Source organism: Pseudomonas sp. PS1(2021), assembly GCF_020405165.1.
Classification (GTDB): domain Bacteria; phylum Pseudomonadota; class Gammaproteobacteria; order Pseudomonadales; family Pseudomonadaceae; genus Pseudomonas; species Pseudomonas aeruginosa.
The window spans coordinates 593,690-605,546 of record NZ_CP084484.1 but is presented as its reverse complement, the minus strand read 5'-3'; the positions used below and the strand labels follow the sequence as shown (position 1 = coordinate 605,546).

The following is an 11,857-nucleotide window of genomic DNA, read 5'->3' as shown; positions in this document are numbered from 1 at the left end:
CGCCTTTTTTCGATCACCGCTGACGGTTACTGGTTGTCCAGTGCCGGGCGCTGGCCATTGATGGCGATACGCTTCGGCTTGGCTTCTTCCGGAACCAGCCGGACCAGGTCGATGTTCAGCAGGCCGTTGGCCAGCGAAGCCGCCTTGACCTCGATATGGTCGGCGAGGCGGAACGACAGCTTGAAGGCGCGCTGGGCAATGCCCTGGTGCAGGTAGGTCACGTTGTCCGTGGACTTCTCGCGCTTGCCGCCACTGACGGTCAGCACGCCGCGCTCGACCTGCAGGTCCAGGTCTTCTTCCTGGAAGCCGGCGGCGGCGATGACGATGCGATACTCGTCGTCACCGTGCTTTTCGACGTTGTAGGGCGGGTAGGTACTCCCGGCCTCATTGCGCAGGGCCGACTCGAACAGATCGTTGAAGCGATCGAAGCCTACGGAATGACGGAACAGCGGGGCGAGGGAAAAAGCGTTGCTCATTGCGAATCTCCTGAATTATCAGCAAGTACTCTGGTGCGGAACCCGTCTTCGGCATCCCGCACGAACTAGATAGGGATCGTCGGAAGTATTTCAAGAGCCTTGAGAACGACCGTTCGTCGTGCTCAGATCGAAACTCATCCTTTCGAGAATCGTCGCCATGGAACGCGCAATCCCGACCTTCCCCTGCCGCGATCTGGACAGCGCCAGCGCCTTCTACCAGTCCCTCGGCTTCCACCTTGGCGCTCGCTATCCGACCTACGCCATCCTCCAGCGCGGCGCCCTGGAGCTGCACCTGTCGCTGTTCGAAGCGCTCGAACCGAAGACCAATTGCAGCGCTGCCTACCTGCGCCTGGAGGACGCCCAGGCGCTGCATCGCCAGGCCGAGGCACTCGGCCTGGGCGGCCAGGGGATTCCACGCATCACGGCCCTGGAAGAGCAGCCCTGGGGCATGCGCGAATTCGCCCTGATCGATCCCGACGGCAACCTGCTGCGGGTCGGCCAGGAGCTCGATGCGACGCCAGAGCAACATCGGGTTCGCCTGGCCAGCGCCGACGACGTCCCCGCGGTGGCCACGCTCTGGCAAGCCAATGTCCGCGAAGCCGGGGAAACCCTGGATGCCGGCGACCAGCAGGCGATCCAGGCACTGCTCCTGGCCGCCTCGCGCAACCGCTTGCTCTGGCTGGCGGAGGCCCAGCAGCATCCCCGCGGCTTCGTCCTCGCCCACTTGTGGCAGATCGAGGACGGTCAGGCACGGGTCGGAGAGATCGCAGAGCTCTACGTATTGCCGCAGGCCCGCCGCCAGGGCCTGGCCCGGGAACTGGTGGGCAGCGCCGAGGAGGCCCTGCGCTCGCGCGGCGCTGGCCTGATCCGCGCGCAATCGGCCCTTGACGCGCCGCTGTCCAACCTGTTCTGGCAGGGCCTGGGCTGGGATGCCGACTACCTGACCTTCACTCGCTACTGACCTGGGGAGCATCATCGTGCGCAACGTCATGCTGATCACCGGAGCCAGCCGCGGCATCGGCGCCGCCACCGCTCTGCTCGCCGCCGAACGCGGCTATGCGGTCGTCCTCAACTATCTGCGCAACCGCGAGGCCGCCGAAGCGCTGCGCCAGCGCATCGAGCGCCAGGGCGGCGAAGCCCTGGCGGTGGCGGCCGACGTAGCCGAGGAAGGCGATGTCGAGCGGCTGTTCGCCGCCATCGACGAACGTTTCGGCCGCCTCGATGTGCTGGTCAACAACGCCGGCATGCTGGAAGCGCAAACGCGCCTGGAAAACATCGACGCGGCGCGCCTGCACAGGGTATTCGCGACCAACGTGACCGGCAGCTTCCTCTGCGCCCGCGAGGCGGTGAAGCGCCTGTCGACCCGCCACGGCGGACGCGGCGGCAGCATCGTCAACGTATCCTCCATGGCCTCGCGATTGGGATCGCCCAACGAATACATCGACTATGCCGCCGCCAAGGGCGCCATCGACAGCATGACCATCGGGCTGGCCAGGGAAGTGGCGGCGGAGGGTATCCGGGTCAACGCGGTGCGGCCCGGACTTATCGATACCGATATCCACGCCAGCGGCGGCGAGCCCGGCCGTATCGAACGCCTGAAGGGCGGCATACCGCTAGGACGCGGCGGTACGGTGGAGGAAGTCGCGCGGGCGATTCTCTGGCTGGCGTCGGACGAAGCCAGCTACAGCACCGGCACCTTCATCGATGTCAGCGGCGGCCGCTAGGCCTGGTACGCAAGCTAGGCCGCCTGGCTGAACGACACCTGCAACAGCCGGTCGATGGTTTCGCAATCGCTTTCCCGGCGAATCCGTGCGAACAGCTCGACGGCTTCGGGATAGGTGCGGGTGAGCATGCCCAGCCACTGCTTGAGACGGCCCGGGGCATAGCGCGGGGCGAGCTTGCGCCGGGCCTGCAGCCAGAAGTCGCGCAGCAGCGGCAACAGCTCGCTCCAGGGCATCTCGTGGATTTCGCCGCCATCGCGCCAGGCGGCGATCTGCCGAGCCAGGCCTGGGCGCGAGACCAGGCCGCGACCGAGCATGATGTCCTCCACCCCACTGACCTCGCGACAACGCAGGTAGTCGTCGAGCGTCCACACTTCGCCATTGGCGAACACCGGCACGCGCACCGCCTCGGCCACCCGCGCCACCCACTCCCAGTGCGCCGGCGGCCTGTAGCCATCGACCTTGGTCCGGGCATGCACCACTACATGGGCCGAGCCGCCGTCGGCCAGGGCCCGCGCACAATCCAGGGCGCCGTCGGGACTGTCGTAGCCCAGACGCATCTTCGAGGTCACCGCAATCTCGCTCGGCACCGCGCGACGCACGGCGGCGACGATGTCGTGCATCAGCTCCGGCTCCTTGAGCAATACCGCGCCGCCACGCGAGCGGTTCACGGTCTTGGCCGGACAACCGAAGTTCAGGTCGATCACCGGGGCGCCCAGCTCACAGGCGAACGCGGCGTTATCGGCCAGGCACGCAGGATCGGAGCCGAGCAACTGGACACGCATCGGCGTCCCGGCGCGGGTCCGGCTACCGTCGCGCAGCTCCGGCGCCAGCTTGTGGAAAGCCGTGGCCGGCAGCAGGCGATCGGTGATGCGGATGAATTCGGTGACGCACCAATCGATGCCGCCGACGCGGGTCAGCACGTCGCGGAGGATTTCATCCACCAGACCTTCCATCGGCGCCAGGGCGATTTGCACGAACCACTACCTCGAAAATGACAGGCGGCGGATTCTAGAGAATCCGCCGCCCGGAACAAAGTGCGAATGCCTGCCGGCCGACGCGCGACGGGTCAGGCCCCGGCGAGCAGAGCCTGGCCATAGCCGTCGATGAACTCCGCCGGCATCCGCTTCGGCTTGCCGCTGGACAGTTCGATGCAGACGAAGGTGGTCTGCGCCCGTAGCAGCGTGGCGCCATCCGCCGGGCGTACCAACTGGAAGCGCCGGTTCATCCGCAGGCGCTGGTCGGACTCGACGATCCAGGTCGCCAGTTGCAGTTCGTCGCCCTCGTAGGCCGCAGCCAGGTAGTCGATCTCGTGGCGCAGCACCGCCATCGCCCGGTCCAGCCGGCGGTACTCGGCCAGGTCCAGGCCCAGCCGCTGCGAGTGGCGCCAGGCGCAGCGCTCCAGCCAACTGACGTAGACGGCGTTGTTCGCGTGGCCGAGCCCGTCGATATCCTCGGCGAGGACCCTGAGGTCGATCACGAACGGATCGGCGTAGTCCCAATTCATCAATGCTGCTCCAGGCTGCCGGCCAGTTCGCGCGCTTCCCTGGCCAGTTGTGTGATCTGATCCCAGGCCCGCGCCCGGATCAGGCTCGGTGGCGCCAACCAGGTGCCGCCGACACAGGCGACATTAGGCAGGCGGAGGAAATTCAGCAGGTTGACCAGGTTCACCCCGCCGGTCGGGCAGAAGCGGATGCCGGTGAACGGCCCCTTCAGGCTTTTCAGCATTTTCACGCTGGCAGTGCCATCGGCCGGGAACAGCTTCAGCGAGCGATAACCGTACTCCAGCGCCAGCAGCACTTCCGAAGGCGTCATCACCCCGGGCAGGTATGGCAGGCCGGCATCCTCCGCGGCGGCGGCAAGGCGCGGCGTGCATCCGGGGCTGACGGCGAACTGCGCGCCCGCGTCGCGCGCCTCGAGAAACTGCTCGGTGTGGATCAGGGTACCCGCCCCCAGCAAGACCTCGGGCACCTCGCGATGGATGGCGGCGATCGCGTCCAGCGCCTGCGGCGTGCGCAGCGTCACTTCCAGCACCGTGACGCCGCCCGCATACAACGCACGCGCCAGGTCAGGCGCCAGTGCCACGTCCTCGATCACCAGCACCGGCAATACCGGGCTGGCCTGCTGCAGGACCCGATCCAGCGGCAATGTCATGGGCACTCCTCGATTCGAAACGGTTCGCCCCGCCGGATCGCTCCGCGCGGGCCACAGCGCTTTTTACCGAAGAACCGAGGCCAGGACAACGACAACCCCTCTGCTACGCGCCTCAGGAAGCGCTCGCCGTCTTTTCCACGCGTCGGCAAGCGCGCATCGCCGGGCGCTCCTCGAGCAGCGCCAGCAGCGACTCGCTCAGCCTGCGCTCGCCGAGCAGCCGGTGGTGGCCGCCGCCCGGCAGGCGCAGCAAGCGACTGGCCGGCCAGGCGGCATGGATGCGCTCGGCATTTTCCACCGCTACGCGCGTGTCGTCGTCGGCATGCACCACCAGTCCGGGCATTTCCAGACGGTAGCGCGCCACATCCAGGCACGCCGCGGATATGCCCGCCTGACGCTCGACCAGACGGATGAAATGCGAGCGAGCCAGGGTCGGCAAACCGACGAAACGAGCGAACAGGCGCAACTGTTCGAGAATCCGCGACGGCGCCGAGACCGTCACCAGCGCTTCGCTGCGCAACCCCATCTGGGCCGCCAGCAACGCCGCCGCGCCACCCAGGGAATGACCGACCACCGCACGCAGCGGCGGCAACTCGCCAGCGGCCTCCAGCAAGGCATGGGCGAACAGCACCACGTTCGCCTCCCTGCCCGGCGAGCGGCCATGTGCCGGCGCATCGAGGGCATACACCGAATAACCCGCGCCGACCAGTTGCTCGATCAGATGGGCGAACTGTGTCGGCCTGCCAGCCCAGCCATGCAGCAGCAGGACTGCCGGTCCCTCGCCCCAGCGCAACACCGACAGCCCGAAGCGCAGAGTGACGCGCTCCGAGCTGGCCAGCAGCGGCAGCTCCCAATCCTTCGGCGGCCACTCGCCAGGCATCATGAACGCCCGACGCATACGCTCGGCCGTCCAACGCGGCGCGATGCGGCCGATCGTCCCGTTGAAACCGCGAATCCAGGTCAGGCTGCTCATCTCGCACCTCCTCAGTTCACCGCCTGCTTGGCGGCACGCAGAACCCGGTCGGACAGTTCGCCCGGCCCCAACGCCCGGGCCAGCGCCAAACCGCCAATCATCAACACCAGGTCGGCCAGGGCGACGTCGGTTTCCTCGGGACTTTCCGCCAGGCTGGCGACCATGATCTCGACATGTCTGCTCAAGACCTCGCGAAACCCCTCTGGCAGGCGCGCCACCTCGGCGAGGGTCGCCGGCAGCGGACAACCGGCGTCGACCTGTGCGTCCCGATGCTTGCGCGACAGGTAGAAGGCGGCCGCCAAGGCCCGACGCTCCTTTCCCGACAATCCGGGGTCGAGTTCGCCGAGCAGTTCGCGGCGTTTGCCGAGCAATTGCTCGAATGCCTCGAGCATCAGCGCATCCTTGCTCTGGAAGTGGGCATAGAAGCCGCCGACGGTGAGCCCCGCCGCGCCCATCACTTCCCCGACGCTAGGCTCGACGGCGCCCCGCTCGAGCAGGGCCTGGGTGGCGGCACCGAGGATGCGGGCACGGGTCTGGGTTTTCTTGTCGCTCATGACGGCCTCCGAAAATATTATGGATGAAATATTACATGCATAATAAAAATCGACAAGCGTACGGCCGGACCGTCTGTCAGGAAATTCGAAAAGGGAAAAAACAAAAGGGCCATTCCAATTCGGAATGGCCCTATAGAGCCCCGCAGAGCGGGAAAAAGTGGCGTCCCCTAGGGGACTCGAACCCCTGTTACCGCCGTGAAAGGGCGGTGTCCTAGGCCACTAGACGAAGGGGACAATGAAACCTTCGAAAAGTAAGGCCAGCGATGCTGGCCTTGGAATGTGGTGGAGCTAGACGGGATCGAACCGTCGACCTCTTGCATGCCATGCAAGCGCTCTCCCAGCTGAGCTATAGCCCCGAATTCGCCATCAGGCGGGCGATCTTCCGATCGCTTCGACAACCTTCCGGTCATCGACACGTTCACCCATTGCTGGGACGGATGAACATGAAGTGGCGTCCCCTAGGGGACTCGAACCCCTGTTACCGCCGTGAAAGGGCGGTGTCCTAGGCCACTAGACGAAGGGGACGAAACCTTCGTAGGAATCCGCAAAACCGACCGCGTATTCCCGGCAATTTGGTGGAGCTAGACGGGATCGAACCGTCGACCTCTTGCATGCCATGCAAGCGCTCTCCCAGCTGAGCTATAGCCCCAAAGTACCGCTGGATCGCTTCACTTCGTTGAGTTCGTCGTGAAGACGGGGCGCATACTAAGGGCGAGGCTTGAGGCTGTCAACATTATTTTTCATCGAAACCTAAAAAATTTTACCGGAAGAACAATCACTTACCTCCCCTCCCCCAAAAACGAGGCCCGCAACTGGGCGGGCCTCGTCATCGACTGTGGAAGAAAGCCGGTCAGCCGGGAATGGCGTCGCGGATCTTCTCCCACTCCTTGGTTTCCTTTTTCGACGCCCCGCCCAGCAGCTCCAGGGCCTGGCGCAAGCGATAGCGTGACAGGTCGGCGCCAAGGATCTCCATGGCGTCCAGCACCGAAACCGAGCTGGCATGCCCGGTGATGGCCGGGAACATCAGCGGCATCACGTCGCGCAGCTTGAGCTGGAGGTGTTCGGCGACAGCCTGGATGCAGCCGGTGATGCGCTCCTTCTCCCACTGGCGCAGGGATTCGAGTTTCCACAGCACCAGTTGCAGGACCTGGCGGACCTGGGTCGGATCGAGCTTCTTGTGTTCGAACAGCGAAGCGTCCAGCGACACCCCGCCGCTGAAGAAGAATCCGGCCAGCGGCGCGATCTGGCTGAAGTTCTCCACCCGTCCCTGCACGTGCGGAGCGATCTTCATCAGGTATTCGGGATTCAACGCCCACTTCTGTACCTCACGGGCGAACTCCTCCACGGACTGCTCGCGAATCCACTGTCCGTTCAGCCAGGAGAGCTTCTCCAGGTCGAAGATCGGTCCGCCCAGGGAGACGCGCGACAGGTCGAAATGCTCGATCATCTCGGCAAGGGTGAATTTCTCGCGCTCGTCCGGCATCGACCAACCCATCCGCCCGAGATAGTTGAGCAGCGCCTGCGGCAGGTAGCCCATGCGTTCGTAGAAGGTGATAGAGGTCGGGTTCTTGCGCTTGGACAGCTTGCTCTTGTCCGGGTTGCGCAGCAGCGGCATGTAGCAGAGCTGCGGCTGCTCCCAGCCGAAATACTCGTAGAGCTTGATCAGCTTGGGCGCCGACGGCAGCCACTCTTCGCCGCGCAGGACATGGGTGATCCCCATCAGGTGGTCGTCGACCACGTTGGCGAGGAAGTAGGTGGGCAGGCCGTCGGCCTTCATCAGCACCTGCATGTCCATGCGATCCCACGGAATCTCGACATCGCCGCGGAGCATGTCCGGCACCACGCAGACACCCTCGGTCGGCACCTTCATGCGGGTGACATGGGACTCGCCGGCGGCGACGCGGCGCTGCACCTCATCTTTCGGCAGGTGCATGCAGTGGCCGTCGTAGCGCGGGGTTTCCTTGCGCGCCATCTGCTCGGCGCGAACCGCATCGAGGCGCTCGGGTGTGCAGAAGCAGGTGAAGGCATGGCCCTTCTCGACCAGTTCGTCCGAATACTTCTTGTAGATGTGCCCGCGCTCGCTCTGCCGGTACGGGCCATGCGGGCCGCCGACGTCCGGGCCCTCGTCCCACTCGATGCCGAGCCAGCGCAGGGCGTCGTAGATCTGCTGCTCGGACTCCCGCGTCGAACGCAGTTGGTCGGTGTCCTCGATGCGCAGGATGAACTGACCGCCGTGCTGACGCGCGAAGCACAGGTTGAACAGCGCGATGTATGCGGTACCGACGTGCGGGTCGCCCGTCGGCGACGGGGCGATGCGAGTACGAACAGTGGTCATGGAGACTCTCTTGCCAAGCGGAAGTTAAAACGGAAATTCAGGGGCGCGATGTTATCAGGCGGGCCGCATCCGGCTCCAGTAAACGACCGGTGTCGGCCGGCAGTCGGCTGATCAGGAAATCGAGGAAGGCCTTGACCTTCATCGCCTGGAAACGCCGCGAAGGATAGACCGCATACAGTTCGCCGACCGGCAGCGGCACGTCCGCCAGCAAACGCACCAGACGCCCGCTGTGCACGCTCTCCGCACAGATCAGTGCCGGTAGCGCGGCAATGCCGGCGCCGGCGACCACCGCCTCGCGGGCGAAGGTGATGTTGTTGCAGGACAGCACGCGCTGGCAGGGCAGGCTGTCTCCGGAAAGCGGCCAGTAGCGCTGGGAGTCGGTGGACAGAAGGACCGCGCGATGCCCGGCGAGCTCTGCCACCGATGTCGGCGTGCCGTGCGCCGCCAGGTAGTCGGGGCTGGCGCAGAGCCAGCGGCTGGTGGAGAGCAGGCGACGAGCCACCAGAGTGGAATCCTCCGGCTGGCCGACCATGATCACGATGTCGACGCCCTCCTGCAACGGATCGACGCTGCGCGAGGCCAGCTCGACCTCGGCGGTGATCTGCGGGTACTGGCGCATGAAGTCGCCCAGCAGGCTGGCGAGGAACATCTGGCCGAACTCTATCGGCGAGGTGATCCGCAGCAATCCCGACGGCGCCCGCTGCAACTGCATGACCGCCTGCTCGGCCTCGGCGAAATCATGCATGATCTGCCGGCAGCGCTCGTAGTAGGCCTGCCCTACTTCGGTCAGGCGCAACTTGCGGGTGGTGCGATTGAGCAGGCGGACGCCCAGGCGCTCCTCCAGCAGGGCGATGCGCCGGCTCACCGTGGACTTCTGCATGCCCAGGCTCTGCGCGGCCTGGGTGAAGCTGTGGTACTCCACCACGCGGGTGAAGATCAGCGCATCATCAAGCCCCATTATTGTTCCCTATAAGCAACAAAGAGTCCGAAGTGTAGCGCCTATAACGTCCGGCGGAACACTGCTAGATTGGCCGAATTTTGCCGACGGAACACTCCACCCATGCCCACCCAACTCAAACGTCGCCTGACCGTCTTCCTGGTGGCCGTCGGCCTGATCGCCCTGGCCTTCTTCCTGCACTGGTGGTTCATCGGCCGCCATGTGGAAAGCACCGACAACGCCTACGTCCAGGGCGAGATCACGCGGGTGGCCAGCCAGTTGGGCGCGCGGGTCGAGGAAGTCCTGGTGCGCGACAACCAGCACGTGGACAAGGGGCAGCTACTGGTACGCCTGGAAGACGCCGACTTCAAGCTCGCCGTCGAGCGCGCCCAGGCCGCGCTGGCCACCCGCGAGGCGGAACTGGCCCAGGCGCGCAGCAAGCTGGTGCAGCAGGGCAGCCTGATCGCCGCCAGCGCCGCCGACGTCAACGCCAGCCAGGCAACCCTCGGCCGCGCACAGATCGACCTGAACCGCGCCGAAGCCCTGCGCAAGCCCGGCTACGTTTCCGAGGAGCGGGTCACCACCCTCACCGCCGACAACCACGTGGCCCGCTCGCAACTGGCCAAGGCCCGCGCCGACCTCGAGGCACAACGCGTCCAGCGCGACACCCTGGGCGCCGAGATCAAGCGCCTGGAAGCGCAGATCGCCAGCGCCCGCACCGAACTGGCGCAAGCCGAAATCAACCTGTCACGCACCCTGATCCATTCGCCGATCAGCGGCCTGGTCGGCCAGCGCAGCGCACGCAACGGCCAGTACGTGCAGGTTGGTACCCATTTGCTGTCGCTGGTGCCGGACGAAGACATCTGGGTCCAGGCCAACTTCAAGGAGACCCAGGTCGGCCGCATGCGCGACGGGCAGAAGGCGCGCCTGACCTTCGACGCCTTCCCCGATACGCCTATCGACGGCCGCATCGACAGCCTGTTCGCCGCTTCCGGCGCGCAGTTCAGCCTGCTGCCGCCGGACAACGCCACCGGCAACTTCACCAAGGTGGTGCAACGCATCCCGGTGAAGATCGTGTTCGACGCCGACAACCCGCTGCATGGCCGCATCCGTCCCGGCATGTCCGTCGAAGCCGAGGTCGAGCTCCGTGACCGCTGAGGCGCTGGCCCGGCCGCTTGGCGAACCGACCCGGCGCGACTGGATCGCGGTGCTCAGCGCCATGCTCGGCGCATTCATGGCGGTGCTCGACATCCAGATCACCAACTCCTCGCTGAAGGACATCCAGGGCGCGCTGGCGGCGACCCTCGAGGAAGGCTCGTGGATCTCCACCTCCTACCTGGTAGCGGAGATCATCATGATCCCGATGACCGCCTGGCTGGTGCAGCTGCTCTCGGCAAGGCGCCTGGCGGTGATGATCTCGGTGGGCTTCCTGGTGTCCTCGCTGCTCTGCTCGTTCGCCTGGAACCTGGAAAGCATGATCGTGTTCCGCGCCATGCAGGGTTTCACCGGCGGCGCGCTGATTCCGCTGGCGTTCACCCTGGCCCTGGTCAAGTTGCCGGAACACCACCGTCCGAAGGGCATGGCGCTGTTCGCCATCACCGCCACCTTCGCACCCTCTATCGGACCGACCCTGGGAGGCTGGCTGACGGAAAACTTCGGCTGGGAATACATCTTCTATATCAATGTGCCGCCGGGCCTGTTGATGATCGCCGGGCTGCTCTACGGCCTGGAGAAAAAGGCGCCGCACTGGGAACTGCTGAAGAGTACCGACTACGCCGGCATCGTCACCCTCGGCATCGGCCTGGGCTGCCTGCAGGTCTTCCTCGAGGAAGGTCACCGCAAGGACTGGCTGGAGTCGCAACTGATCGTCAGCCTCGGCAGCGTCGCCCTGTTCAGCCTGGTCCTGTTCGTCATCCTGCAGCTTTCGCGGCCGAACCCGCTGATCGACCTGGGCATCCTGCGCAACCGCAACTTCGGCCTCGCGAGCATTTCCAGCATCGGTCTGGGCATGGGCCTGTACGGCTCGATCTACGTACTGCCGCTGTACCTGGCGCAAATCCAGGGCTACAACGCCATGCAGATCGGCGAGGTGATCATGTGGATGGGCATTCCCCAGCTGTTCCTGATCCCGCTGGTTCCGAAGTTGATGAAGCTGGTCTCGCCGCGCCTGCTCTGCGCCGCCGGCTTCGGCCTGTTCGGCCTTGCCAGCTTCTTCTCCGGAGTGCTCAACCCGGACTTCGCCGGACCGCAGTTCAACCAGATCCAGCTACTGCGCGCCCTCGGCCAGCCGATGATCATGGTGACCATTTCGCTGATCGCCACCGCCTACCTGCAGCCACAGGATGCCGGCTCGGCCTCGAGCCTGTTCAACATCCTGCGCAACCTCGGCGGCGCCATCGGCATCGCCCTGCTCGCGACCCTGCTCGACAGTCGCGCCAAGGTGTACTTCGACTATCTGCGCGAAGCCCTGGTGCCGACCAACCCGCAGGTCGACGAACGCCTCGCGCAACTCGCCGCGCAACTGGGCAGCCAGCAGGCGGCGCTGGGCAAACTCAGCGAGATCACCCACCAGCAGGCGATGATCATGGCCTACAACGATGCTTTCCATGTCATCGGCATGGTGCTCGCAGTGAGCATGCTCGCGGTGCTGCTGACCCGCTCGCTGCCGGCCGGCATCGGCGCCCGCGCCGACGCCGGGGCTCACTGAGGA

At 65.5% G+C, this 11,857-nt stretch carries 12 protein-coding genes and 4 tRNA genes; 4 read left to right on the top strand and 12 right to left on the bottom strand.

The window, feature by feature from the left end:
* Nucleotides 1–26: 26 nt before the first annotated feature.
* On the bottom strand, nt 27–476 hold the full coding sequence (locus LE197_RS02990) for an Hsp20 family protein (RefSeq protein WP_003091405.1): 450 nt from the start codon (nt 474–476) through the stop codon (nt 27–29).
* Between the two features lie 157 nt (nt 477–633).
* On the opposite strand from LE197_RS02990, the gene LE197_RS02985 reads away from it, so the two are divergent.
* Both LE197_RS02985 and LE197_RS02980 read left to right on the top strand, forming a co-directional pair.
* Complete coding sequence (locus tag LE197_RS02985) at nt 634–1,437, top strand: GNAT family N-acetyltransferase (protein ID WP_058017417.1); 804 nt, start codon at nt 634–636, stop codon at nt 1,435–1,437.
* Nucleotides 1,438–1,453: 16 nt separating this feature from the next.
* The gene (locus tag LE197_RS02980; protein WP_033971534.1) at nt 1,454–2,200 is read left to right on the top strand and encodes an SDR family oxidoreductase; all 747 of its coding nucleotides are present in this window, start codon (nt 1,454–1,456) and stop codon (nt 2,198–2,200) included.
* A 14-nt stretch (nt 2,201–2,214) separates the two neighbouring features.
* Here the strand turns inward: LE197_RS02980 and LE197_RS02975 are convergent, their stop codons facing one another.
* The 11 genes from LE197_RS02975 to LE197_RS02925 form a co-directional block, all read right to left on the bottom strand.
* On the bottom strand, nt 2,215–3,174 hold the full coding sequence (locus tag LE197_RS02975; RefSeq protein WP_003091408.1) for a tRNA dihydrouridine synthase: 960 nt from the start codon (nt 3,172–3,174) through the stop codon (nt 2,215–2,217).
* Nucleotides 3,175–3,266: 92 nt separating this feature from the next.
* Complete coding sequence (locus LE197_RS02970) at nt 3,267–3,704, bottom strand: acyl-CoA thioesterase (RefSeq protein WP_003107647.1); 438 nt, start codon at nt 3,702–3,704, stop codon at nt 3,267–3,269.
* On the bottom strand, nt 3,704–4,351 hold the full coding sequence (locus LE197_RS02965) for a bifunctional 4-hydroxy-2-oxoglutarate aldolase/2-dehydro-3-deoxy-phosphogluconate aldolase (RefSeq protein ID WP_226033855.1): 648 nt from the start codon (nt 4,349–4,351) through the stop codon (nt 3,704–3,706). Before LE197_RS02965 ends, LE197_RS02970 begins: the two co-directional genes overlap by 1 nt.
* A 112-nt stretch (nt 4,352–4,463) precedes the next feature.
* Nucleotides 4,464–5,321, bottom strand: coding sequence for an alpha/beta hydrolase (locus LE197_RS02960; RefSeq protein ID WP_058017416.1), 858 nt, complete (start codon nt 5,319–5,321; stop codon nt 4,464–4,466).
* 11 nt (nt 5,322–5,332) lie between these two features.
* On the bottom strand, nt 5,333–5,875 hold the full coding sequence (locus tag LE197_RS02955; protein ID WP_003091415.1) for a TetR/AcrR family transcriptional regulator: 543 nt from the start codon (nt 5,873–5,875) through the stop codon (nt 5,333–5,335).
* Between the two features lie 158 nt (nt 5,876–6,033).
* A tRNA-Glu gene (locus LE197_RS02950) sits at nt 6,034–6,109 on the bottom strand.
* A gap of 46 nt (nt 6,110–6,155) precedes the next feature.
* Nucleotides 6,156–6,231 (bottom strand) — tRNA-Ala (locus tag LE197_RS02945).
* A 93-nt stretch (nt 6,232–6,324) separates the two neighbouring features.
* Nucleotides 6,325–6,400, bottom strand: a tRNA-Glu gene (locus LE197_RS02940).
* Nucleotides 6,401–6,448: 48 nt separating this feature from the next.
* A tRNA-Ala gene (locus LE197_RS02935) sits at nt 6,449–6,524 on the bottom strand.
* A gap of 201 nt (nt 6,525–6,725) precedes the next feature.
* Nucleotides 6,726–8,210 carry a glutamate--tRNA ligase gene (gene gltX / locus LE197_RS02930; protein WP_033971539.1) on the bottom strand — a complete coding sequence of 495 codons (1,485 nt, stop codon included), beginning with the start codon at nt 8,208–8,210 and terminating at the stop codon, nt 6,726–6,728.
* 37 nt (nt 8,211–8,247) lie between these two features.
* Nucleotides 8,248–9,168 (bottom strand): LysR family transcriptional regulator, encoded by a 921-nt coding sequence (locus tag LE197_RS02925; protein ID WP_058017415.1) that lies wholly within the window; start codon nt 9,166–9,168, stop codon nt 8,248–8,250.
* Nucleotides 9,169–9,270: 102 nt separating this feature from the next.
* Between LE197_RS02925 and LE197_RS02920 the strand changes: the two genes are divergently transcribed.
* Both LE197_RS02920 and LE197_RS02915 read left to right on the top strand, forming a co-directional pair.
* Nucleotides 9,271–10,305, top strand: a complete 1,035-nt coding sequence (locus tag LE197_RS02920; protein ID WP_058017414.1) for an HlyD family secretion protein — start codon at nt 9,271–9,273, stop codon at nt 10,303–10,305.
* A gap of 49 nt (nt 10,306–10,354) precedes the next feature.
* Nucleotides 10,355–11,854, top strand: coding sequence for an MDR family MFS transporter (locus LE197_RS02915; RefSeq protein ID WP_003130539.1), 1,500 nt, complete (start codon nt 10,355–10,357; stop codon nt 11,852–11,854).
* Nucleotides 11,855–11,857 lie beyond the last annotated feature (3 nt).